This is a genomic window from Methanolobus sp. ZRKC3 (assembly GCF_045291275.1).
Lineage (GTDB): Archaea > Halobacteriota > Methanosarcinia > Methanosarcinales > Methanosarcinaceae > Methanolobus.
Genome location: NZ_CP146982.1, coordinates 1,110,606 through 1,136,156 on the forward strand (window position 1 = coordinate 1,110,606; position 25,551 = coordinate 1,136,156).

At 40.7% G+C, this 25,551-nt stretch carries 21 protein-coding genes; 7 read left to right on the forward strand and 14 right to left on the reverse strand.

All coding sequences use genetic code 11. The annotated features are described in order from the left end of the window. Positions 1–304 precede the first annotated feature (304 nt). Positions 305–1,708 carry a hypothetical protein gene (locus tag V7O66_RS05590; RefSeq protein WP_406662011.1) on the reverse strand — a complete coding sequence of 468 codons (1,404 nt, stop codon included), beginning with the start codon at positions 1,706–1,708 and terminating at the stop codon, positions 305–307. A 253-nt stretch (positions 1,709–1,961) separates the two neighbouring features. Here V7O66_RS05590 and V7O66_RS05595 point away from each other — a divergent pair, with 253 nt between their 5' ends. The 3 genes from V7O66_RS05595 to V7O66_RS05605 all read left to right on the forward strand — a co-directional run bounded on the left by V7O66_RS05595 (position 1,962) and on the right by V7O66_RS05605 (position 3,862). Then, on the forward strand, positions 1,962–2,279 hold the full coding sequence (locus V7O66_RS05595; RefSeq protein WP_406662013.1) for a DMT family transporter: 318 nt from the start codon (positions 1,962–1,964) through the stop codon (positions 2,277–2,279). Positions 2,280–2,336: 57 nt separating this feature from the next. After that, the gene (locus tag V7O66_RS05600; protein ID WP_406662015.1) at positions 2,337–2,837 is read left to right on the forward strand and encodes a GbsR/MarR family transcriptional regulator; all 501 of its coding nucleotides are present in this window, start codon (positions 2,337–2,339) and stop codon (positions 2,835–2,837) included. Between the two features lie 128 nt (positions 2,838–2,965). Next, positions 2,966–3,862 (forward strand): hypothetical protein, encoded by an 897-nt coding sequence (locus V7O66_RS05605; protein ID WP_406662017.1) that lies wholly within the window; start codon positions 2,966–2,968, stop codon positions 3,860–3,862. 320 nt (positions 3,863–4,182) lie between these two features. Here the strand turns inward: V7O66_RS05605 and ppcA are convergent, their stop codons facing one another. The 3 genes from ppcA to V7O66_RS05620 all read right to left on the reverse strand — a co-directional run bounded on the left by ppcA (position 4,183) and on the right by V7O66_RS05620 (position 7,412). Next, the gene (gene ppcA / locus V7O66_RS05610) at positions 4,183–5,763 is read right to left on the reverse strand and encodes a phosphoenolpyruvate carboxylase (RefSeq protein ID WP_406662019.1); all 1,581 of its coding nucleotides are present in this window, start codon (positions 5,761–5,763) and stop codon (positions 4,183–4,185) included. Between the two features lie 211 nt (positions 5,764–5,974). Beyond that, positions 5,975–6,838, reverse strand: a complete 864-nt coding sequence (locus tag V7O66_RS05615; protein WP_406662021.1) for an alpha/beta fold hydrolase — start codon at positions 6,836–6,838, stop codon at positions 5,975–5,977. Between the two features lie 187 nt (positions 6,839–7,025). Continuing rightward, entirely contained in the window at positions 7,026–7,412 is a 387-nt protein-coding gene (locus V7O66_RS05620; protein ID WP_406662023.1) for a hypothetical protein, read from the reverse strand. Between the two features lie 355 nt (positions 7,413–7,767). On the opposite strand from V7O66_RS05620, the gene V7O66_RS05625 reads away from it, so the two are divergent. The 3 genes from V7O66_RS05625 to V7O66_RS05635 all read left to right on the forward strand — a co-directional run bounded on the left by V7O66_RS05625 (position 7,768) and on the right by V7O66_RS05635 (position 10,046). After that, positions 7,768–8,364 carry a YkgJ family cysteine cluster protein gene (locus V7O66_RS05625; protein WP_406662025.1) on the forward strand — a complete coding sequence of 199 codons (597 nt, stop codon included), beginning with the start codon at positions 7,768–7,770 and terminating at the stop codon, positions 8,362–8,364. Between the two features lie 69 nt (positions 8,365–8,433). Continuing rightward, a complete protein-coding gene (locus tag V7O66_RS05630) occupies positions 8,434–9,375 on the forward strand; it encodes a phosphotransferase (protein ID WP_406662027.1) in 942 nt (313 codons plus the stop codon). Beyond that, the gene (locus tag V7O66_RS05635; protein WP_406662029.1) at positions 9,354–10,046 is read left to right on the forward strand and encodes an HAD family hydrolase; all 693 of its coding nucleotides are present in this window, start codon (positions 9,354–9,356) and stop codon (positions 10,044–10,046) included. Before V7O66_RS05630 ends, V7O66_RS05635 begins: the two co-directional genes overlap by 22 nt. 19 nt (positions 10,047–10,065) lie before the next feature. Here the strand turns inward: V7O66_RS05635 and V7O66_RS05640 are convergent, their stop codons facing one another. The 3 genes from V7O66_RS05640 to V7O66_RS05650 all read right to left on the reverse strand — a co-directional run bounded on the left by V7O66_RS05640 (position 10,066) and on the right by V7O66_RS05650 (position 13,216). After that, positions 10,066–10,680, reverse strand: coding sequence for a hypothetical protein (locus tag V7O66_RS05640; RefSeq protein ID WP_406662031.1), 615 nt, complete (start codon positions 10,678–10,680; stop codon positions 10,066–10,068). A gap of 151 nt (positions 10,681–10,831) precedes the next feature. Then, a complete protein-coding gene (locus V7O66_RS05645) occupies positions 10,832–11,611 on the reverse strand; it encodes a type II CAAX prenyl endopeptidase Rce1 family protein (protein WP_406662033.1) in 780 nt (259 codons plus the stop codon). Between the two features lie 1,026 nt (positions 11,612–12,637). Then, entirely contained in the window at positions 12,638–13,216 is a 579-nt protein-coding gene (locus tag V7O66_RS05650; RefSeq protein ID WP_406662035.1) for a diacylglycerol/polyprenol kinase family protein, read from the reverse strand. Between the two features lie 284 nt (positions 13,217–13,500). Between V7O66_RS05650 and V7O66_RS05655 the strand changes: the two genes are divergently transcribed. Then, a complete protein-coding gene (locus tag V7O66_RS05655; protein WP_406662037.1) occupies positions 13,501–14,499 on the forward strand; it encodes a DUF2278 family protein in 999 nt (332 codons plus the stop codon). 70 nt (positions 14,500–14,569) lie between these two features. On the opposite strand, the gene V7O66_RS05660 is transcribed toward V7O66_RS05655, so the two are convergent. The 7 genes from V7O66_RS05660 to gatE form a co-directional block, all read right to left on the reverse strand. Further along, positions 14,570–15,664: a sensor histidine kinase gene (locus tag V7O66_RS05660; RefSeq protein WP_406662039.1), complete on the reverse strand. Its 1,095-nt coding sequence runs from the start codon at positions 15,662–15,664 to the stop codon at positions 14,570–14,572. A 354-nt stretch (positions 15,665–16,018) separates the two neighbouring features. Beyond that, a complete protein-coding gene (locus V7O66_RS05665; protein WP_406662041.1) occupies positions 16,019–16,192 on the reverse strand; it encodes an indolepyruvate ferredoxin oxidoreductase subunit alpha in 174 nt (57 codons plus the stop codon). 283 nt (positions 16,193–16,475) lie between these two features. Continuing rightward, positions 16,476–17,651 carry an argininosuccinate synthase gene (locus V7O66_RS05670; RefSeq protein ID WP_406662043.1) on the reverse strand — a complete coding sequence of 392 codons (1,176 nt, stop codon included), beginning with the start codon at positions 17,649–17,651 and terminating at the stop codon, positions 16,476–16,478. Positions 17,652–17,710: 59 nt separating this feature from the next. Beyond that, entirely contained in the window at positions 17,711–20,935 is a 3,225-nt protein-coding gene (carB, locus tag V7O66_RS05675) for a carbamoyl-phosphate synthase large subunit (protein ID WP_406662045.1), read from the reverse strand. Next, positions 20,935–22,032 (reverse strand): glutamine-hydrolyzing carbamoyl-phosphate synthase small subunit, encoded by a 1,098-nt coding sequence (carA, locus tag V7O66_RS05680; RefSeq protein WP_406662047.1) that lies wholly within the window; start codon positions 22,030–22,032, stop codon positions 20,935–20,937. Before carA ends, carB begins: the two co-directional genes overlap by 1 nt. Before the next feature lie 96 nt (positions 22,033–22,128). Continuing rightward, positions 22,129–23,208 (reverse strand): DUF5050 domain-containing protein, encoded by a 1,080-nt coding sequence (locus V7O66_RS05685; protein WP_406662049.1) that lies wholly within the window; start codon positions 23,206–23,208, stop codon positions 22,129–22,131. A 10-nt stretch (positions 23,209–23,218) separates the two neighbouring features. Further along, entirely contained in the window at positions 23,219–25,120 is a 1,902-nt protein-coding gene (gene gatE / locus V7O66_RS05690) for a Glu-tRNA(Gln) amidotransferase subunit GatE (RefSeq protein WP_406662051.1), read from the reverse strand. Between the last annotated feature and the right edge of the window lie 431 nt (positions 25,121–25,551).

Here is a 25,551-nt window from a genome sequence, read left to right on the forward strand (position 1 = left end):
AGTAAGTGCTAAAATGCACTTACCAATTTCCTCACTTCTTTTGTCCAGAAATTGAACTTCCCACCACTCAAAATCCTGTCCTTCATCCTCTTGAGCGTGCTCCTATGCTTTATCCATATTCCCTTGTTTCCTTTGAAATTTTAGAATTCTGTGTACATTATAGATGAAGCTACTAAAATTATAGCAGAGAAAATAGGCATTAACAAATTTCTCACCTATTTTCCACACAAAATACCTAAATACAAAAACTCCCCACATTCAACTAACAGACCCACATTCCTTTTGATAAATAATTAAATTTCAATCACCCAACAACCCAATCGCTGTAAACAGATGCCGGATCGGTATTTGTACCCCATGCCATTATCCTCACACGGTAACGCTCCCCGGCTGGCACTTTGAGGTTGGATACGCTATACTCGATCCCTTCTTCCACATTCAGACTTGAGATCGTATCGCTTTGAAGCTGGTCCCATATTCTTCCTTCTGTGCTTGTTTCAAGAGTTGTGTATATGACAACGTCTTCTGCAATTGCGGAACCAACGTTTTCAAGTTCTATATCCAGATTGACGTATGTCTGGTAACCATCACTTAGGGTATCTCCGGAAAACTTGAGGTTCAACTCAGGGTATCCACCGTAAATTGGGACTATTTTTGCTTGTGCTTCAGTAAAATCATCTGGGATCTCCCCGACAGCCCAGCCGGAGTTGGTTGTTTCGAGATAATAATATTTGGTACCTGCATAATCATAGTAGCTGCCAGATATTCCATTGTTCCCTTTCACGCCAACTGCCATGTGTCCGGGTAATTCTATGAGGGAAACTCCGTATCCCATGTCGTAGAGAAGTGATGCAAGCAGAATGGATGAGTCCTCGCAATCTCCCCCTCCGTCATACAGTGTCTCGAATGGGAATCTGGGATACTCATCATAGCCTGAAGATACACTGTCGCTGATATAGGGAAGTGACTGAACGAACATCATGGCAACGTAGGGAATTTCCTCATCTCCGAGGTTTGCATCATGCGCCATATCTTCCAGTTGCTCAGTTATCTGGGAGATGAACTCGTCATCGTAGGAATCTGTCACAAATTGACTGTAATCTCTGTTCCTGCTTCTCTGGGAGTATACTTTGTAAGCGTCCTTGTCGTACTCACATTCCATACTGAACTCATAGTCCTCATATCCCCAAATGTAGGTTCTAGTGACTGTTTCCATGTCGATCTTTGTCTTCACTTCATTCCTTGGAGCCGTTTTAACAGGAGTTACTTCCTGGAAAATTGCTGGTTTTAAGGTGTAAGTGAGTTCGACCATGAAACTATTGTCCAGTATCCTGTCCACATGGATCGAATAAACGGTATTCTGATTGTTCTGATCTTTTATATCATAGCTTTGACCAGAGAGCATCTTTTTTGTATTGTACTCCTGTTCATCCTTCCTGAAAGATACGCGTATGAACTCCTCTTTCTTGTTGATTTCCAGGACCTTTAGAGAATATCCGTTGTCAAGAGAAAGGATTGCCGTTTTTTTCAGGGTTGCATTATAAACCTGTTCATTTAGATCAGTATTCTCATCTTCTGAACTTTCACCTGCTAAACTCCCGCCTGCTGAGTTCATTTCATTTGAATATTGATCCTTTTCAGTGCATCCGCTGAAAGAACAAATAACTAAGAAAAGTAAAAAACATGCAGCTACTTTCTGGAAGTACATACAGGTAATAGTATACTATTTGCTCATAAGAATTTTTTGGTGGTCCTTATAATTATCTTATTTTGTTTTATTTTATTTCTTATAGCACCCGTAGTTATCTTAGAAATATAATCCAATTGTAAAAATAAAGGAATTTGGGCTAGTTAGTCAAATACCATAATTCCCATAATTTTGTAGCTAACCAAAAAGTCTATCTATATTAGTGTTTACTACTTTTAATAATTATTAAAAATACTAAAAATAAGGTGTCAAAATGGAATGGATCTATCTTTTTATTGCAGGATTATTTGAAACAGCATGGGCAGTTGGACTAAAATATACCGATGGTTTTACCAAATTCTATCCAACGGTTTTTACAATCGTTTGTTTGGTTTCAAGCATGTACTTGTTAGGAAAAGCTTTGAAAGTAATACCTATTGGAACAGGGTATGCTGTCTGGACAGGCATTGGAATCATTGGAACAGCAATATTGGGAATCGTTTTCCTTAACGAATCAATGACTATGTCCAGGATTTTTTTTATTGGACTGATAGCTGTTGGGATCGGTGGTTTGAAAATGGTATCAGCATAATGATACATTATCCCAACATTTTAGTAGGAAACATTCAAATTCATAGATGAGAAAAATATGAGTGATACTGAAAAAAAGATCCTGGAAATAGGAAATGAGATATTCAGAGGATATGGTGTTGATAGCCTCACAGCTACGATCTTATCAATACTCAACTTCGAACCTGAAGAAATAAGCATGGAAGAACTTGCAGAAAGGACAGGATACAGCCTTGCTTCCATTAGTCTGAAGATGAAGAACATTGAAGTTTTCTGGAGCATTAAAAGAATACAAAAACCCGGCTCCCGCAAGACATATTTTTACATGGAAAAAGACCTTTTGGATGCATTCCTCCTGCAGCTCAAAAATGGATATGAAGCTGAATTAAATATAGCAAAAAAGAGAATATCACCCCTCATAGAAGAATACAGGAAAGAAGCTAGTTCAGAGGAGCAAAGAAAAAAACTGCACCTTTTTGAAGATTACCATGAACAAATAATTGACTTTGAGAAAGTAATCGAATACGTATATGAAAAAATTGATGAAATAAAGAGTGAGAAGAGCAAAGATCGTTCCTGAAATTGAGTAGATATCACAGAGGACATGACTAAATGAATACCCCGAATCTGGTTCTATAGTCATTATTGTCGGACTTAACCTCGCACGTACAGAAATAAAGATATATGATGGCATGTATTTGCCTTTTTATGCATATCCCCAATAGATTCACAGATCTCGTTGAGATTATAGAGAAGAACTATCCAAAACCACCTGTTGTTGGATCTGATGAAGATATGTGGAGCCATTTTTGCAAGGCTTTGTTGCTTGGTGGAAACCGAAATGAAGCTGAAGTAAATTATGTTTATGATCTGCTCGATGATTTTGGTCTGCTATTCAGAGAAGCTCTGGAAGACGACTGGGTCAAGTACGCAACACAATGCTTCAGAGATGCTGAATACGAGGCAGATGAGCCAAATATCAAGGGAAAGGACAGAGCCATTAAAAAGGTCGAAGCAGAGCTTGAAAATATCTATCTGATGTTAAGAAATGCCGATACTGTATTCCAGAGTAGGGGCATCAATGCAGAGTATCTGCAGGAAATTGCAGGTGATCAGGATAAAGAAAAGAGTCTGCTGGCAGAGATAGCTTCCCATAACGAAGTGACAGCTGTCAAAAAAACAATTAGATTCAAACACCCCTACAAGATATGGGGTTTTACTCACACTAAAGCACTCTTCTGGCTGAACAGTTGCGGTGTTGCCTTGGGTTTTATACCAAATAATGATCATTCCCTGAAGTTTCTGCGGGAATACGACCAGAAATGGTCATCCAAGGATTTCTTTGCTGTCAACAATAAATTCAATGAGTTTTGTGAACGTCTGAATGTGGACCCATACTATGCAGGTCTTGCCCTCTGGTACTATGAATCTACAAAAGGTATGCTGACAAAAAAGGGTGGCAGGTATTTCAGCCCGCTGAAACTTATGAGGGTCATGGAACATAATGACCTGGAGATCGAGGATATGCGTACGTGTTTGGAGGATATCGAAAATTTACAATATCTTAAAGAAGTGATCAACTCCAATCCTGAATTGTTAAAATGAGAGATATTTGAGATCATAAAAACAAATATCCACATCATTCTTTTTTACATAATTGAAAGCATAATTCTTTTAGCAATACCGGCTAATTGTAAATATAGAGGAATACAATGGCAAGATTTTGTAAGATATGCGGCCAAAAAAGCGGCAGATGCAATCATCTGATAGTTGACTTGGGCGAAAGGGAAGAGAATAGGGATGAAAGAAAGGGTGAAACTAAAAGCTCAGATGACCAAAAGTAGTTGTTCTTAACTTCGAATACTGTTTTTAGACATACCCCTATTGTTCATCTGTATCACACCCAGGCATTCCCACACTATCAGTCATCCCATCGTCATTCTCATTTCCGCCATCTGAATGAGTGTTGAACGTACAAGTTGCGAAACTTTCTCATCCATGATATTCCCTGTATTTTCCGTATCCAGTATATCGGGCTGCAACATATCGAGCAACATTCTGTATGAAGGATCGCATTGTCTTTCGAGGTCGAATGTTTCACGTAAGATATCGATATCCAGTTGAAGGGATCTCTGGAGTGAAGCAGGCAGGAATCTGGATATTGCATTCTGGTCCAGATATGTAAATGCAAGCTCAATATCGGACCTAAGAGAAGGGAAGTATCCATTGAGTAAACGCTCACAGACATCCTCTCCGAGCTTTTCCTTAACATCCATTATGGCAGACCCAGTACCTATGACCTCAGGTGGGATTCCCATGGAATAGAGGGCACCTGTAAACTTTATTGCTCTGGGAAGGTCCATATTTTCCACAGGCATGCTCTCTTCCAGTTCCTTTTTGATATCATTACGGCATAATCCGGATACACCTGTGATGTCCGGAACATCTCTTGCATATCCTGTGCCCCCATCACGCATCAAACGGTCACGCTGGCGGGGAAGCAGGTCAGCGATACTGTTAATGGAAGATGAGAACTGTCTTATTGCTCTGTTATAACTGGCACCGAATATTCCTATGATGTTTATGATCTCTTCTTTTTCAGTGCTGCTGAATATCCTGGCAGGTTTTGATAATCTGGACTTTGCTCTTCTGACAAGCTTTTCTGCATCCCCTTTCTCATGGTTGTACCTGATAGCCGATTGTAATGTAATAGTGTCGATACCCCTGTATTCTTCGAAAAAGTTGTGTGCATTTTGAAGGGTCAGATGCCCCCTGAAAGGTAGCGTACCGGCTCCGAATATGATTCCTATATCTGTGCCGGATTCCATTTCCAGTTCATTGAGGCTGCTTATGGCATATTTGCATGAAAGAGTGCTTGCAACATGCCCAAAAGACAGGGCAGAGTCGGATTTTCCTATAAAAACCCTGTGTTTTTTTAGCATTTCATCAGATAATCCCTGGCGTGCAGCTATGGTCTTCCCTATTATGCTTCCCGCATTCAGCAACCCCGGAACATCCTCAAGCAGCGGTATTATGCCAGGTGCTTCCATCTCGAATTTGAATTCTTTTTTTGCAAGCTCACTTACGTCCACCATATGCTGCTGTGCTTCCACGATTTCCTGAACGTTGCTTGTCATGGGATGCACTAATTCAGTTATTGCCTGGAAGTCAGAGTGTTCATGTGCATTGTAGTTCGCCTCGGCAATGGACATCATGACCATAAGCTGCCTGAACCGGTTTTCATGAAGTGCACTGGGAGCTCTGGGTGTGATAAAAACATCTTTCCCAGGAATCATATCGGTTTCATCTATGAACTTTGAAACTATCTGGACATTTTGATGGTATGGTGTTGTCTTGCCTTCATAGTCAGGCATGTATTCGTCGCAGCCATATTCAACCACTGCTTCTAGCGCCTCTCCCAATTCTTCCTGAGTTGATATATATCTTGATACAGAATCAGGATGCTGTGTGCATATTACCTTTGGAAAACAGTTTTTTTTATACATTGTAAACCACTTCCATGGTTAGAGGTTTACATTGGACATAAATGTTTCCTTGTGCAGCTGTTCCCAAAATAATTTTTTAGAATCTGGATGAAAGGAAAGAAAAGAGATGAGATGAGAAAAGAAAAGAAAAGAAAAGAAGAAAAATAAAAAGTTGGAAGGTAAAAGGAACTTACCCTGAAATTCGGACCCTCCAATCATAATCATTTAATGATCAGCTAAATTTTGCATTGTACCATTCTATTATCGACTTGCTTGCACTTTCAGCTGCTTCGTCCTGCCAGAAATGACTCGCATGCAGCAAGACAGTTTCATGGTTTTTGAAAATATTCTGGAAACGTTTGCGTTCTGCTTCCCTGAAGGCAAAATCCTCTGTCCCCCATGTGAAGAGCACAGGTATATCTTTGATCTTCTGAAGTCCTTTCTCAACTTCCTCTTCAAAGGACTTTGCCTTTATTAGCTGACGAGGAAATATTGCAGTTTGAATGCGATCTTTTTTGTTTTCAAATGGAGCACGGTACATTGCCAGGACTTCTTCATCGGGTTTATTCATAAAGCCTTCTTTCATGAAAAAATTCCACACCATGTTCGATCTGCTGCCCAACCATTGACCTATTGGTCCTCCCATGATCCAGCTAAATGCCTCATACCTGAGTTTGCCTGCAAGAGGCCATGCCCAGGTGTTTCCAATAACCGCTGCTTTTATTTTATCTGGATTTCTTCCAGCCCAACCAAGTCCTATGGGACCGCCCCAATCCTGACACACTATGATGACGTCCTTCAGACCAAGCTCTTTAATGAATTCCTCACTCACCCTGCTATGAGTCTCTGGCAGAAAATCATACCCTCCAGGAGCTTCCGAAAGTCCGAATCCGGGATAGTCGAAAGCCACACAACGAAAATCACCCTTTAAACCTGAGATCATTTTTCGATACAGAAAAGACCATGTCGGATTTCCATGAAACATGAGCAAGGTTTGACCTTCGCCCTCATCCACGTAATGGATCTTTTCCCCATTGGAAAGAGTAATGAATTTGCTTTCAAAAGGAAAGAGTTTTTTATTTACTTCGAATTTCATCTGCTTTGAACCCCCATTATAATATTGAGTTCAATTCATTTTATCCTATCCTCATGCAGAGATAAGAATGGAACTAAAACCAAGCACTTCCAATAACTCGCGATTGTGGCAGAAGGAGATTTCAGACTCATTAAAATTGAAAAACGACCATTCATGCTGGTTTCAAATCATATATATATCAGATGTATTAGAGATTGAAGTAGGCCGTTAATATGAATATGATAATTCCGAATATGAACAGGGCTCCGAATATCAGGACCATCTTTTTCCTCAGGTCTTTTTCCCTTTGCGTAAGAGGTCTTAATTCACCCTCATGTTTCTTTTCCAGGCGAGATCCGACAAGAGTACCAATGACCAGACCAAACAGATATCCACCAAAAATATTCTCAAATGCAATGGCAATAGGGATCCCGATTGCAATACCGATTGCAAGCCCCTGTCCCATATAGTGTCCTTTGGGATACTTCCCGGTTGTCTTGTGCTCTTCTCTTTTAAGCTTCACTGCGAAATATGACAGTACAAGTCCTGCAAGAAGCAGCAAAACGATCATGATCATGATAACAGAAAACGCCATGTATGTGATTTTGTATCCCTGAAGTTAATAGTTTGCGGATAGGAGGAAGTTATCATCCGGGGCTCCAACCTATTTTTAATATTTTTCTGCACTGATGGAACATTACAGAAGAAAATATCTGCTAAATATTTTCCAAAACTGGTTTTTTCTCTTAGTATTTTATTTTTTTGGATTTAAAGTCTTTTTTTAGAAAATAGAGCCTTATGATTGCTTTATAATACAAAAAAAGGATTATAGATTATTTATTATTCATCAACACCTCTATATCTGCCTTATATGCCTATATACAGTAATTATTAGCATTATTCATTTAAAAAAGACTTAAAAAAGGAGATGCTGGTTTATGGTGCCTATTATGGCAGTAAAAAAGGCCATTCATTATCATGTGATACAGAACATTCTACAACATTATGAATGTCCTGATACGTGCAAAGCGTATTGTTGTAAGAATGGACGGGTTCACATGCTTGAAGATGAATTCAAGATCCTGACGGAACTGAATCATGGAAAAGCGAAAAATATTATAAATGATAGCCTTAGCCCAAATCTCTATATGATGAACAACCCCTGCTTGTTCCTAAACATAACAGACAGGTGTGATGCATATACAAAGAGACCCACTGTCTGCGGTCTGTATCCTTTCAAGATGAATAATTCCGGTTTTTCAGTAGGATTACAGCCATGTCCCCTGGGTTTTATGATAATGACAGATTTCTCATCCTGGGTAATGGATACGATATCAAAAACAAATATCCCGGAGGATGAAAAGGCTGAAATAATCATGAAATGGCAGACTGATCTTGAATCCTACGCAGTCGAACTCTCAGAATTCCATATAAATCTAATCTTAAAAGAAATGCAAATTCCCTTCGATGAACTTGATATGCTCTCAATGTTCCTGTCCTCAAAAAATACGGATTTGAAGAACTCATCCCCCCTGATAATTTCATAGATAGACAGATATAGTCATACATAGAAATGCATAGAAGTATATCAATACAATTTATGGGGAAATTTGGTTTTGAAGTATTACGTGAACACTCTTTATCCAGGGGACTATTTTAGAGATTGGCTTGTCGGGTTACTCGGTGAGAGGATACAGAATAAGAATTGTGAGGTTGATGTTTTCAAATATAACCCTTCCTCGCATACTGTATGCAGGTATAAATTCAGAGAGGAAAGGTATAGCGTTGTAGCCAAATTCTTTGCCGAGCCATGTGGGAAAATGAAAAGATACAATGCCCACGATGCAATGAACAACGAATATAATAATCTTAAAAGAGTAGGACAATTCATAAACATTGCAAGACCCATAGCCAGACACGTGGACTTCAATTGTGCCCTTATCACCGAATATATCTCTGGCAACTCCCTTTTCCATTACATGGAGAGTGAAAGGAATCTCTATGATCGTTTGACATCGATAGCTCACACACTTCGCCAGCTTCATGATTCCACTGAAGGATATTATGATCGTGAGAGGGAATTTGCAAATTTCCATGAGGTTCTGGACCAGCTCGCACTCGACCATTCCACCAGACAGGTTTTCAATGAACTGCTTGGTAATTGGTGGTACAGTCCACTCCTTGACCGTTATTCCGGCTGCATGATCCACAGGGATGCAACTCCATCTAACTATATCTTCAGAAAAGGTGTTCCATACGCCCTTGATTTCGAAAGTTCCTGGGAAAATGGTAATGCCATAAGGGATCTGGGAATAATGTGTTCGGAGCTGAAGAACTATTTTGAACTTAACAAAGGCTCAGGAATAAATGCCGAGCCCTATATAGGACATTTCCTCTGGCATTACAGCAGCAGTGAAGATGATTTCCACTATGTAACACAAGTCTTGCCTTTCTTCATGAGTCTTGGGCTCCTTAGATCTGCAAGATTGCATAGGCAATACCCACATTTCAATTACCTAATAAAGGAGGCCATTGAATGCCTGAAAGCTCTCAAATAAAAGGTTTGATATTTGATTGTTACCGCACACTGATAGATATCCAGACGGATGAAAATAGTTTCGACACATATGATACCGTCAGCAAGTGGTTGCAGTATCATGGCGTAAAGATTGACCCTCTTGTATTGAAGGAAGAATATCGCACTCGAGTAAAGTACATTTTTGAAACTTCAGCAGAGTCACACCCCGAGATCAAGGTCGAAGAGATCTTTGAGTCGATCTGTAAGGAGAATTCCATATGGAAGATAGATGCAAAGAAACTGGGAATTGAAACTTCCCTTGTCTTCAGATCAGCATCCCTGCGCAGGTTTGAAGCCTATCCACAAAGTCTGTTGCTTCTTGAAAAATACAAAGATATTCCTAAATGCATAGTGTCCAACGGACAGCGTGTTTTCTCAGAACTGGAAGTGCGCTTTTTGGACCTGTATCAGCACTTTGATTTTATAATCTTCTCTTCTGACCTGGGATATAAGAAGCCCGATGCAAGATTATTTGAAAAAGCACTGAAACGCCTGGGTCTTGAAACACATGAAGTAATGGCCATAGGTGACACTCCTGAGAACGACATTTATCCCCCTCAGGAACTTGGAATGCAGGCCATGCACATCCACGATGCATGGAAAGAAGTCTCAGAAATAGAAGAAGAAGAAAAAACGAATGGAGAGGATTAAACCTTCACCCTCTTATTTTTCATTTCTCTCTGATCTGGCAGGAGTCACCACACATGGACTTTACAAACCCGGATACATCATCATAATTCCCGTCTGTGCAGAACACTATGCCCTTTTCTCCGTATCCGGCTGAGAGTGTGATGGTGCTGCTCGAAGGATAAAATGTAGCTTTTTTGACACTCTTCCAATTCATATCCTGGTCCTGACCGGAATTTGCAAGAAAACCTGCACCTGTTGCAGTGGAATTCATTGTGAGGAGTCCAATTATTACCAGCAGGAAGTTCAATTTACTGTTACTTTTGCGTTGTTCTTCTCTGGTGATGGTGCTTACACTCTTACTATCCATCCTGTAGGAAAGCATGTATTTGTTCCCGTAATATGCGAATATGAACAGCACCGTTAGCAAGAACATCGATCCTACCAATATCGATGCATATTTCATATCTCTGGTATTACTACTGTTAGAATAAAAATCACCGCTGAGAATAGAAGGAAGCGTTATCAAAAGAACGATGCCAACTGTGAAGAAAGTTGCAATTCCCAGAACCTTTAAGAGTTCCCTCATGATGAACTTATTAGTCAATATTGAAACATCGATATCCCATTTTGTTTCTTCATTCGTGTCCGTATCCATCACCGCCCATAATGACAGGATAACTGTACCTGGCATGGTCTAGTTGTACACACTATGAAACAACTTCCATAAAATGATTAGTATCCCAACAACTGAACGACTGCTGTTTTGAAGGAGGAGTGATTGATCAGATCTAACAGAGAAACATCGGTCAGAGATGGATCAGTGAGCCAATTACCATATATAATGTCAGGCTGGCAACCAGGTTGGCTAGTATTGCTGCTTCGATCCCCTTTTTCCAGTAAAGCCATCCCATGATGCTTCCGGACATGATATCCAAAGTCATTATTCCCACATAAGCCGGGACTACAAAACCCATTGATTCAGATAACGAAGAAATATGGACAAGACCGTAGAGCAGACTAACCACCAGAATAGAGACCCATACACCCATATTTGTTGGAAGATCCTCTGAAGTCTTTTTTATCTTCCATGATATCCACACAAGAAGAGTTACCATGAAGAATCTCAGGATCACCTCTTCCACTATGCCTGCATAGAATGAATACATAAACCTCTCCCAAAATGGTGGAGCTGTCAAAAATGAGATGAAAGAATCAGTGTACATCGAAAAAATAAATTTGTCTATTGCAAAAAGAGAAGTTGCTAAGAACACACCAAAAAATACTATCAACTTTACAGAAGATCCGAAGTCTACAGGCAGACCCCTCCCCTCGAGCAGAGATTCAAGCAATGGTGTCCCTAAGCCTACCTTTTTTCCGAGGAAAATACCTGTAAATATGGAGAGAATCAAAAATCCCGTTCCCCGAGCAAATTGAACCATCAGGAGCCCTATGAGAGAAGTTCCCATACCATATATTGCATCCCCGGAAATTGAAACTGCATATGGCAAAGATGCAAACATGGAAATCTCTGCTGCCATGAACAATATCCAGAATATTTTCCAGTCCATGACAGTTCTGATATTCATTTTTGAAACTCACCTTGTAAAAGCATTCTAAGCATAGTTGTGTACTTTACTATCCGTTATAGTTACCATTGTATAATTGTTCTTTTATTTGTAACTGTCTTTTTCTTATCAGGATGAAAAATATAAAATAACAGATAAAATAAAGGTAGCTCAAACCAAATTCACAATAAATAGGCGATAAGGTAAAAAAAGATAAATGTGCCCTAACTAGTGCAAGTGTTCAACTTTTGCAATCAAATATGACGATTCTATTAGGCACAAACTCCCACTATAAATAAAAACAGTTTTTATTGATGTCGTTTATGAATTATGATGAAATTAACACCGTTACATTTTACTGAGCAACAGTATATAATTAAACGATGGTCTTAAATACGGAAGTAACATACTTATTATTGCGGGTCGGGGAGTGACTCATCAGATGGGATATCTGAAATGATATCAAAATTGGAAAAGGGACATCTATAGAGGGTGGTAGATAAAGATGTCTCTTTTCTAGTAAATTGTTTTTTCTATTACAAGTCAGTAACCGTACCTGCTTTTCCTCCATTCAGAGATAAAATATTAGTAACATTATTGATTTGTGACAATAGTGTAGTGCTAAAGTTTCAAATGTCTCACTTTTAGAATCAAAATTATATTCCCTATAAATTAGTAATCTTAATTAGCTGAGTAATCCTAATTAGCTTAGTAATCTTAATTAGCTTAGCAATCCTAATTAGCTTAGACATCTGATGATAGACGTAATTCTGTATTTTTTGAAGAATTTAACGCCGTTAAATTTTACTGTGTAACAATATATTATGAAACGGTTATGTTAAATAAAGAAGAAGCATGTTTAATATTGCGGGTCGGGGAGTGGCTCATCAGATAGGATGCTCGAAAGGGTACCAAAATTGGAGAAGGGACATCTGTAGTGGGTGGTACATAAAGATGTCTTTTTTCTGATCGTTGCTCTATAATATCCTGATGATTGAAACCGTACCTGCTTTTCCTCCATAGTCTGATATAGAGATGTCAAACTTTTTAATGTGTGACTATCAAGATCAATTCTGCTACAAAACCTGAGAATACAGGAATTGCAAGATTGTCGTCTATTTTTTCAAAACTTGTTTCAACGAGTGTTGCAACAAATGCCATAATGAGTGCAATGCTCAGGTTTGAAAGGAAGACATATCCTATAAGAAGATCAACAATAAACTCCGCCACACAGCCTTCAAGGGATTTTCCACCTCTGAATATCCGTATCCTGCCGAATCTTTTTCCTACCAGGGCTGCACTCATATCTCCAAAGGTCGTCATCAGAATTGCAGCATAAGCAACATTCTTACTGAAAACAGATACTGCAACTATGGCACCGAGAGTGAAATAGACATAGCCTGCAACCGCTTTCCTTTCTTTTTGCCGGAACAGGTAATTCACAAGAGGCAGCTTAAATCCAAAATCAAGCCGCAGATGCTCAATGATGAGAATAGATACCAGGTAGAGGGTCATGAATTGTAAAACTACCTCTTTCCCGAAAAAAGCATAGACCAGAACAATGGCAACGGACATTAGATGAAAACCTTTGCGTAAAACTTCATCAAGAAAAGAACTGGATGCCATAGGCTCTTATTACAATTTTTTCATATATAAAAGAGATTATCTAAAACTGGAAATTAATTCTATTTGTGCCCCAGGTATTCATATTTATACACAGGTAAAGACTGGACTTTTGTTTGTGTTCTATGATCTGGATGTATCCTTGAAGCTATAATTTGATTAACATATATAATAAAATTAAAACATACAAAAACAAGGTATCTAAACAACATCAATTGATTTCAAATATATTTTATATACCACAGATAATTTTTAAACAATGTCCCCGATTTAATATAGGGGTTATTATGCCAATCAAGCAATATGGAGTTTTAAAAGGAAAAGTCATAGACAGCAAGAATGGAATGGGGGCAAATCCACATTTTCAGATAATGATAATAGATGACAACTATAGACATCGAATTGCCGTAAATGTAAAATCAAAAATGAAGCCTTCTGAGCTTCTTTACTATGTGGATGATGATTTCAGTCACCAAATGTTAGATAAGCTGGAATCAATGCCCCTGGGTTTCCATGAATTACACTCAAAACCCGGAGGAACGGCAATGGACTATATCAGAGGAAATCACTTTGATACGTCTAAGATGAGGCCTTTGCAACATAATATCCCAGGCCCTGATAATGACCTGAATGAACTTATACACAGGTACATCTCTAAAGCAATAGCCATGGAAAACAGTGAGGTTTACGCCTTTGGTGCTAAATGGGGACCTGAAGAAAATAAAAGGGATAAATATTTTGGATTCAAACCTGGAAATGGAATCCATGATATCCACATGAACCAGGGGAACAGTGATAAGTGGAAAGATGATGACGGAACATGGCAGGATGGAGGGTTGCTCATACACCTCCCTGATGAAAGCAGATGGATCGGTATTTTTCTGGCATTCCAGTCACAGTGCTTCCATACAGATGATACCACAGGACATGCAATCCCAAACAAATGCGGCAGAGCTCCAGAAGAGGAGGAAGCTGTGAAGATCATTGCAGCACTTGTAAACCCGAAAGGTCATGATCCAGGCTACGAATCTATCATCCTCTTGAACCCAACACCTGACCCAATAAACCTGGAAGGATGGGCGATAGCAGATAAAAACAAGAAGAAATACTATCTGCAAGAAACTATCAAAGCTGGGGAAACAATGAGAATTACCTTATCTGGCAAGAATACACAGTTATCCAACAAAGGTGGGATCATAAGTCTGCTCAACAAAGAAGGTCTGAAGGTAGATGGAGTAAGTTATACGAAAGAAGATGCCAGGTCAGGCTGGATGGTTGTCTTTTAAGACAGCCATTTACCCATAAGCTTATGGAAAAACGGGAATTATATCAGTATTATTCCTGAATATAATTCTATTAAATTTTATGATCCATAATTGTGAAGGTGAATGTACTCCCCCCTCCAACTTCACTTTCAACCTGGATTTGCCCATTGTGCATCTCAACATACTGTTTAACAAGTGCAAGTCCTAATCCGGTTCCCCCATATTCACGGGAAATGGATGAATCAACTTGTTTAAAGGGCTCAAATATCGTTTTTAGTTCATTTCTGGGAATACCAATACCAGTATCAGATACAGAAATCTGAAGCTTCTCATTAACATATTTGGCATTTATCCATACATTCCCTTTTACAGGTGTGAATTTTAGTGCATTGCTGAGAAGATTATACAAAATTTCTTTGATCATCATCCTATCAGCATATATGCCCATATCCACAGGCTCGACATTGGAAATCAGATCAATATATTTCTTGTTTGCCATAGGTTCCATTAACATTACAATTTCATTGAAACATTCAGATACACGGATATGTTCGGGATATAATGTCATTTCACCGGTTTCAATTTTTGAAATATCAAGTATGTTATTGATAAGGTTCAGAAGATGCCTTCCACTTTTCTGGATATTGGATACGTACCGGACCTGTTTTTCATTCAGATCACCAAAACTCTCATCTTCCAGCAACTGGGAAAAACCGATTACTGAATTGAGTGGTGTGCGTAATTCATGACTCATATTCGTAAGGAATTCCGATTTGGTACGATTTGCCCCTTCAGCAAGGATTTTGGCGCGAACAAGAGCCACTTCAGCTTCCTTACGTTCAGCGATTTCCTTTTCCAGTTCCCCCACAGCTGTGATGTCAGGTATCCATTTGATCAAGCCTATTGCTATTAGCAAAAATCCTCCGAGAAAACCTATCATTTTTTCCAGAAAAGCTTCTACTTCGGTATCCCCAATAACGATAAATCTGCCAAGTGATTCGAAATTATCAGTTATATCAATTATACTTCCAAATAAGAGAAGAAGAAATCCACTGAAAAAGAGAACCCATCCACTTCCTAAAAGTTCCCTTCTATTTTTACCCACATTCCACATGTAAATGATTATAATTAACAGAATTATGGATCGGATGCTTTCAAGAACTATATCACTTACTAAACTACTCATACCCACACCGAATTAATATTATGAATATAAATATATTTAAGAATACACATTAACCAATATAAAAATTTACCCAAATAATACTGATCTCTTAAATTTGCTTATTAGCTTCCGCATGGTTTTTAGTTAATTCCATTAAAATTACATGATTTTAAAGAATCAACGAGAATATCGAACTCAAAAAACAGAAAGATAAATCTATTTAATATCCCAATCTTGCAGTCGTGCGCTTATAGTCAAAAGGAGCTATAACCATATAGATTTTTAGAAATTGTCAGCTTAATGACGCTAACTTTGAACAGAGTGTTATTCACACCCTCAAAACAGAATGGAAAAAAGAAAAAGAATGGAAAATATTTATTCCATTGAGATTGCTTCAACTGGGCAGGTGTCTACACAGTCACCACAGTCAACACATTCATCTGCATTGATAGCTGCCTTTCCATCAGCCATTGAGATAGCTTCAACTGGGCATGATTCTACACATAATTCGCATCCGGTACATTCTTCTTTGTTAACGATAGCTGCCATTTATTTTTCACTCCAATATTAGTTTTGAGTAGGATAATACAATTCCAGACATACTTATTAGATAAAAACCTTTTGAATTAAATGATGAAAAAAGAGATAACACAGAATAATACATCTTTTTCAAGAAAAGTGGTCATACAATTCATCTTGACGAAACTGAGCTATTTGTAAAAGCTGTTATTGAATTCTTAGATGAACTAGATAGAACTTAATTTGTCAAGAAAAAGTAAAGTAAAGTAAAAACAAAAATAAATTGTATGCCAGATGGCACACAATATTACTTTTAAATAACTCTCTTGTACATCCTTGCCTGGAATCCGTGGTACTTTGCGAATCCTTCAGCATCCTTCTGGTCGATGGTTGTGCCATCAAAGGATACGAGCTCCTCAGAGTAGAGTGCGTATGGGGATGTGCGTGCGAGTATGATGACACTGCCCTTGTGCAGTTTCAGTGTCACTGTACCTTCTACACGTTCCTGTGTCTTGTCTATGAATGCATTGAGGTCTGCATAGAGTGGTTCATCCACAAGACCATAGTATGCAAGTTCTGACCACTGGTCATCCACGCTTCTCTTGAATTTGAGTTCGGCTCTTGTGAGTACGAGTTTTTCAAGGTCCTTGTGTGCAGTAAGAAGTACTGTGGCTGCTGGGTGCTCGTAGTTCTCACGTGCTTTGAGTCCGAGAACACGGTCCTCGATCATGTCAGTTCTGCCAACGCCGTGGGAACCTGCAATCACATTGAGCTTCTCAATAAGTTCAACACCGCCCATCTTCTCGCCATCAAGAGAGACTGGGACACCATTCTCAAAACCAATAACCATTGTCTGACCTTCCGGTGCAGCTTCAGGTGAAACTGTCCACTGGTAGATCTCCTCAGGAGGAATGAAACCAGGGTCTTCAAGCTTACCGCCTTCGATACTGCGGCTCCAGATGTTCTCATCAACACTCCATGGCTTTGCGGTTGTAACGCCAACAGGAATTCCATGCTTCTGAGCATATTCAATTTCCCATTCACGTGTGAGGTTCATATCCCTCATTGGTGCAAAGACATCCATATCAGTAAGGCGGAAAACTGCTTCAAAACGAAGCTGGTCGTTACCCTTTCCGGTACATCCATGTGCAAGGGCAGTTGCGCCTTCCTGCTCAGCGATCTCAACTACTTTTTTAGCGATAAGCGGACGTGCAATGGATGTTCCCATCACATAGCCCTCATAGTCACCGTTTGCTCTGATAAGCGGGAAAATATAGTCATTGACGAACTCTTCACGAACATCAAGAGTGAAGTGCTTGTCACTTATCTTCTGTGCCTTTTCTTCTGCAAGTTCAACGTCATCCCTTGGCTGTCCAACATCTACAGCTACTGTGATAACTTCGTCACAGTCATATTCTTCCTTGAGAAGAGGAATGCATACAGAGGTGTCAAGTCCACCTGAATAAGCAAGTACTACCTTCTTTGTCATAATAATTGATCCTGAATTTGATTAATACTAAAAATTGATAAAAAAAGGACCTGATAAGATCAGGCCATTTCCTTATGATATTCGTTAATGGATTTCACCGTTGATTCACCGGACTTCATGGATGTTATGGCATTTGAAGCTGCAATAGCTGCCTGAATAGTGGTGATGTACGGAACCTTGAAATCAACCGCTGCACGGCGTATCCTTGAACCATCCTTGCGTGAGAGTTTGTTGGTCGGAGTGTTAATAACAAGAGCAACTTCATCCCTGCGCATCATGTCAATGACATTTGGACTGCCGTCATGGACCTTTTTAACAATACCCATCTCAATTCCATTTTCTTCAAGGAATTCTGCAGTACCGTTGGTTCCAATAAGCTCAATTCCTGCATCCTTCAGTTTGTGTGCAACATCCAGCAATTGTTCCTTATCCTCATCCCTGACGGAGATGAAAACCTTGCCATTTAATGGCAGCAGATTGTCAGCACTGAGCTGTGCTTTGAAGAATGCACGTCCGTAATCGTAATCTACACCCATTACCTCTCCGGTACTCTTCATTTCAGGACCGAGTATCGGGTCAGCTCCAGGAAGTTTATCGAATGGTAAGAGCACTTCTTTTACTGAAATATGCTTGACCTTTGGCTCATCAAGTGACGTGTATCCAAGCTCCTTCAGGCTGTGTCCCATGATAACATGAGCTGCTATCTTTGCCATTGGAAGTCCAACTGCTTTGGATACGAATGGAATAGTTCTGCTTGAACGTGGATTTGCTTCAAGCACATACACTGTGTTGTCCTGAAGTGCCATCTGAATGTTCAGAAGACCCTTAACATTCAGTGCAAGTGCGATCTTGCGAGTATAATCACGTACTATTTGCAGTGTTTCATCAGAAAGGGACTGCGGTGGTATCACACATGCAGAATCACCGGAGTGAACACCTGCTTCTTCGATGTGCTCCATGATCGCACCGATGAGTACTTCCTCACCGTCACACACAGCATCCACATCAATCTCAACTGCACCTTCAAGGAAGTCATCAATGAGAATTGGATGTTCAGGGGAAACACTAACTGCCTCACGCATGTAGCGTTCAAGGTCGTTCTGGTCGTAGACGATCTCCATTGCCCTTCCACCAAGAACGTATGATGGCCTTACAAGCACAGGATAATCAATACGTGTAGCAACCTCGATAGCTCCTTCCTGGGATGTAGCATAACCTGCATCAGGCTGGTTTATTCCCAGTTTCTCCATCATATGATTGAATCTTTCACGGTCCTCTGCAACATCTATGTCGTCAGGGGATGTTCCCATGATAACGGTCTTAAGGTCAGTGCGTCTCTTAAGTTCCTTCTCAAGTGGTAATGCAAGATTGACAGAAGTCTGTCCACCAAACTGTACAAGCACACCATCAGGATTCTCACGCTCGATCACATTCATTACTTCTTCGAGAGTCAATGGCTCGAAAAAGAGCTTGTCTGAAGTATCGTAGTCAGTGGAAACCGTTTCTGGATTATTGTTAATGATGTGAGCTTCAATACCTTTTTCTCTGATAGCGGTCACAGCATGTACAGTACAATAATCGAATTCGATTCCCTGACCTATGCGTATAGGACCTGCACCGAGAATTAGTATCTTCTTACGGTCAGATGGCTCAACTTCACACATCTGCTCGTAGCATGAATAATAGTAAGGGGTTGCAGCTGCAAACTCTGCTGCACAGGTGTCTACCATCTTATAGGTAGGTATGATCCCTGCCTCACGCCTGAGGTCATTTATCTTTTCGCGAGTGCTTCCTGAAAGCTCAGCTATTCTGGCATCTGTCAGACCCATGCGCTTTGCTTCACGTAGCAGGTCAGTAGAAAGATCTCCGGACTCAGCTTCTGTTCTTATGCTGCTTTCCATATCAACAATGTTCTTGAGTTTCCTGATAAAGAAAACATCAATACCTGAAAGTTCTGAGACTTCCTCTATGGAATAACCTTTGCACAGAGCATGATAAACCACAAACAGCCTTTCACTGGTTGGTGTTGTAAGAAGTGTCTTGATCTCGTTATTAGACCATTCACCACGTCCGAGGTCCATCTTGATATCAAGGGAACGGACAGCCTTTTGGAGTGATTGCTCAATGGTTCGGCCAATTGACATCACTTCACCAGTACTCTTCATTGCGGTCGTGAGTGTCTTGTCAGCTGTTACGAACTTATCGAATGGCCATCTTGGGATCTTTGTAACAACGTAATCAATAGTTGGTTCAAAGGATGCAGGAGTCTTCTTTGTAACGTCATTCTGAATCTCATCCAGTGCCATTCCAATAGCTATCTTAGCTGTTACCCTGGCAATTGGATACCCTGTTGCCTTTGATGCAAGAGCTGATGAGCGGGATATACGTGGATTCACTTCCACGATACGGTACTCGCCGTCTTTTGCTGCGAACTGGATGTTACAGCCACCCTCAATTCCAAAAGCACGGATGATCTTAATAGCGGCAGTCCTTAACATCTGATGTTCTTCATCGTTAAGGGTCTGTGAAGGAGTTACAACAATGGACTCACCTGTGTGAACACCCATAGGGTCAAGGTTTTCCATGTTACAGATAACAATACATGTGTCATTTGCATCACGCATGACCTCGTACTCGAATTCCTTCCAGCCAAGTACACTTTCCTCGATCAGTACCTGGTTGATACGACTGCGCCTTAAACCTCTTTCAGTTATCTCAAGAAGCTGTTCCCTGGAATAAGCAATACCGCCACCAGCACCACCAAGTGTGTATGCAGGACGGATGATAAGAGGAAGACCAAGTTCATCTATAATTGCTTCAGCTTCCTTTAATGTTGATATTGCAATACTGCGAGGTACTTTTTCGCCGATCCTTTCCATTGCCTGTTTGAAAAGTTCACGGTCTTCGGTATTCTTGATAGCTTCTAAAGAAGTACCAAGTAGTTCCACACCATACTTTTCGAACACACCATTCTCAGCGAGTTCACTTGTGATATTAAGACCGGTCTGACCACCGATTCCTGCAATAAGACCATCTGGCCTTTCTTTTTCTATGATCTTCTCAATGGTTTTAGCTTCGATGGGTTCTATGTAAACCGCATCTGCCATTTCCGGATCTGTCATTATAGTTGCAGGATTGGAGTTAACAAGCACAACCTCATATCCTTCTTCTTTCAGGGAGCGGCATGCCTGACTTCCGGAGAAATCAAACTCTGCAGCCTGTCCGATCATAATGGGACCGGAACCTATCAGGAGTACTTTCTTTATGTCATCACGTTTTGGCATTATTTCTTACCCCCTGCAAGTTTCAAAACCTTGTTAAAGAAGATACCTTCAGTATCAAGAGGACCTGGATGTGCATCCGGATGGTACTGCACGCTGAACATGTCCAGATATTTGTGGGCAATTCCCTCTACTGTCCTATCGTTGGCATTTAACTGTGTTACAGCGACTTCTGTTTCCTCGAGTGAATCCTCATCGACTGCAAACCCGTGGTTCTGGGAAGTTATGTGTACAATTCCAGACTCTAAGTCCTTTACAGGTTGATTTGCACCACGGTGCCCGAATTTCAACTTGTAAGTATCTGCACCCAGTGCACGGGAAATGACCTGGTGCCCAAGGCAAATGCCCACTATCGGAAGCTCACCCATGAAATGCTTCACAGCGCTTACGGCATCTGTTGCCTGCTGCGGATCGCCCGGACCATTGGAAAAGAAAAGAAGGTCCGGATCATAGGATCCTATCAAAGAAGGTGATGCTGTTGCAGGAACCACAGTTACATCGATGCCTCTTGCAAGTAAACTTCGTTCAATACTCAGTTTTCTTCCAAGGTCGACAAGGACTACATTAACCGGATCATCTGCATTCCTGAACTCACTCTTAATAGTGTATGGTTCAGGACATGTGACCTTTGAGATAAGGTCGATATCAGAAATGCTTGGCTGCTCCCTGGCGATCCTGACGGCCTCTTCGCCATCATTACTGCCATTAACAAGAGCTGCACGCATTGTTCCATGCTCACGGGTCTTTATAGTGAGCATACGCGTATCAACGCCTGCTATACCGGGTTTACCTTCATCTTCCATTAACTTGAAAATATTACGTTTTGACAGATGATTTGACGGTTCAGGGCATGCTTCCCTGACAACAAGGGCCTCAGCCTTTACGCCATCTGATTCAAAACAATTTCCACTGACACCATAGTTGCCAATGAGGGGATATGTGAACATCAGGATCTGACCCTTGTAGGAAGGATCGGTCAATGCCTCCTCATATCCAGTATACTGAGTAGTAAAAACAAGCTCCCCGGAAACGATACCTTCGGCACCAAAACCTGTGCCTCTTATAATTGTGCCATCTTCTAATCCTAGTACTGCTTTCATCTTATGAACCTGCGTCTACATGTAAAGAATAGGCTATAAGCATTACGATGGAATACTATATTTTATTTGAATTGTCACTAAAAAAAGAGGAGGAGATTACCTGATCTTGCTAAGGAAGGCATATACTATGGATACTACCATCATAAAAGAGAGAACAAGTACAGATAGAATGAACTTTTCAGGCTTCTCTGTGGCAAACAACCTTACTTTCTCGATGTAGTTATTAGTCACCACCTGCTCGGAAAACTCGTCCCCCCCTGACCCATCAAGTATCTCGAATTCAACTTTCCCCAGGTCCAGATCCATTAACCATATATTGAACTGCCCATCCTCGTTGGAAACATAGGCAAAAGAAGAGCCATCCGGACACCATGCGGGAGATTTTTGCACGGATCCTTCAAATGTTGCCCTGTAAAAGCTTTTACCATCAGCACCCACCATCCAGATATCGTAATCCCCTGCCCTGTCAGATGCAAAGATTACCAGCTCACCATCAGGGCTGAATGAGGGATTTATATTACTATAAGAATCATTTGTCAATTGTGCAGGATATATGGAATCAAGGGCTATTGTAAAAATATCACCATTGGAGCTGTATATTACTTTGTCACCATCAGGACTCCATGAAGGAGAACTCTCATCACCTGTTGCATCTGTGATCTGCTTTTTATTCGAGCCATCCGTATCCATGACCCAGACATCATAATTGCCTGAAAGTTTTGATGTATACGCGATCTTAGTTCCATCAGGACTCACCGAGGGTGATCTTGAATCAGCCGTTTCTGTGAGCTTGACAATGTTACCGCCATTAGCATCCATTACATGTATACTGATGTAGCGGGCAGAGAACGCATTCTTGCTTTCACTTGCATAGTATATCTGACTTCCATCGTGACTGAACTCAGGATCCCCATCCCATGCAAGAGCATCGAAGAGCTTCTTGGAACCCGAGCCATCTGAGTTTATCCTCCAGATAGCCTGCTCTGATGAATATGTGATCTTTTTACCATCCGGACTCCAGGAAGGATGATCGCAGTTAGTACTGTCAGTCAAGCGGGACTTATCATCTAATACAACTGCACCAAGGGCTGTAGATATAAAAAATGATACAGCCAAAGCTATTAATATAAATTTAAATGTAAAGCTGCCGGAGCGGGAATAAAGTGTTGTGCACATTAAAAATATATTATTTTCCCAAATATATATTAACCTTTTGTTTTAAAAGATCACTCAATAGCTTGCCATCTGCCTTACCCCTGAATTCACCCATTACTACACCCATGAGAGGTCCAATTGCTCCGGGTCCCTTTTCCTTGATGAAATCCTGACGCTCAGTGATCATATTATCAATGAAATTCTCGATCTGCGCTGTGTCGATACCTCCAAGACCAAGTTTCTCAGCAGCATCTTTTGCGGTGATTGAAGGCTTCTTTGCCAATTCTCTGAGCACATCATCAATACCCTCTTTTGCAAGTTCTCCTGCCGCAACCAGACTGAAAACATCAGCAAAGTTACTATCCTGTAGCTTGTCAATTTGCACACCATCACGCTTTAGTTCCGGAAGGGTCCCTGTAAGGGTCCTTACCACAAGTGTCGCAGTAATGTTCTGGTTTCCTTCGAGTTCCTGCATGAGTTGCTCAAAGAGAGGCAGATGTGTTGAATAGACTATCTTTTCTGCAAGTTCCTTGTGCAGTGAGTAATCCGATACAAAGCGTTTTGCACGCTCCGTAAGAAGTTCAGGGATCTCTATGGATTCGAAATAATCAGCAGATATATCCACCTGTGGTACATCAGTCTCAGGGTACATCCTTGCCGCACCCGGAAGTGGTCTGAGGTATGAACTATTTCCATCAGGCAATGCGCGGCGTGTCTCTTCCGGCACAAATTCAAGAGTTTCCCTTGCCCGGATAATTACACTTTCCATAGCACCACGGGCACGCTTCTCACGGTCAGCGACCATGACGACAGCATCATTCACACCGGCTCCCAATGTCTCACGAAGCGCCTGCACCTCATCGTCAGTTATACCATAATTGGGAAGTTCATCGGTATGGAATATCCCACCCACACCGGATGTCTTGGCACGATCTGAGAACTCAGTTCCAAGGCGTCTGCCAGGCTGTACTTCTCTGCCCACATAACCTGCAAATCCAGGAAGCAGGACAGCTAGTACCTTTCCTTTTTTCAATGATTTTGATATTACTTTGGATTTGGTTTCCTTGAAAAGATCTGTCACATCGAATATAGTGTCGCAAACAGAAGCATTCCTTTCAAGTAACACATCCCTGATAGCGAGGAGGTTTACCTGCCTCTCCACTTCACGCTCAACCATGGTCTCTATCATATCCAGTGCCTGCACACCCTTCAACTCAACACGTGAGCCCTTTGCAATGGATATGTTCACATCCTGGCGAATTGTTCCAAGACCACGCTTTACTTTTCCTGTCGAACGAAGCAGCATACCTATCTGCTGTGCAGTTTCCCTGGCGTGTGCAGGTGAGATGATATCAGGATCTGTGCCTATTTCCACAAGTGGTATACCAAGACGATCCAGAGAGTATATTATAGAGTCACCTTTATCTTCGATCTTCTGACAGGCTTCTTCTTCAAGACAGAGTACGCCCACACCAACTGGTCCTTCAGAAGTATCAAGATAACCATCCTTTGCAAGAAAAGCAGTTCTCTGGAAACCGGATGTGTTAGAACCATCAACGACTATCTTGCGCATGATATGAATCTGGTCCACAGGCAACATGTTCAGAAGTTTGGTGATGCTCATGGCAATATCCAGTGCCTCACGGTTTACCTCTGTAGGCGGCTCATCATCATTCTCCACAAGGCAGGTGCTGTCATATCCTTTGTAAATGTACTTACGCCTGAGCTTAGACTGCTCCAGAGCAGCCCTGTCGGTTTCACCCATCTCGCTTGCTGTTGGACGCAGGTAACGGAAGAATTCGTAATTGGATTCGCTGGTGTCCCTGATCTGGGTAGGACATCTGCAAAAGAGTTTTTGCTTTGAATCAAGCTGCTGGTGAATTTCAAGCCCACACATCAGGCCAAGTTCTCTGTAATCAAATTTTTCACTCATAAAGGATCGCACCAAATGATTTTCGCGTACTCGCCGGTTTACTCAACAAACAGCCTTCGGATGTATAAAGTTATTGTTCCCCCGAAGTAAATGGATTGGATAATGCTGCTTTTTACCTATACTATAATAGTGCAAATGTCAAAAAGTATAACATTCAAAATTCCACATCCATTTAGAAACATTTATAATGTACAATCGTGCACGTTTGTCCTAGTGAATTATTTATCATGATAAATAGATACACTCGCGCATATGAAGCATTGCCCATGACAGAGAGGCAGATAAAATCCCCATATTCAGAAAAACATATGGTCTGTAATAAGGACCATTCTGATTTATGCAGGCGCATAATCATGATTTGTTTGGCAGTTATAAATAGCGTCAATTTATTTCAGGCCGGACATAACTTGAAAAATGTGACTTAATTAAAA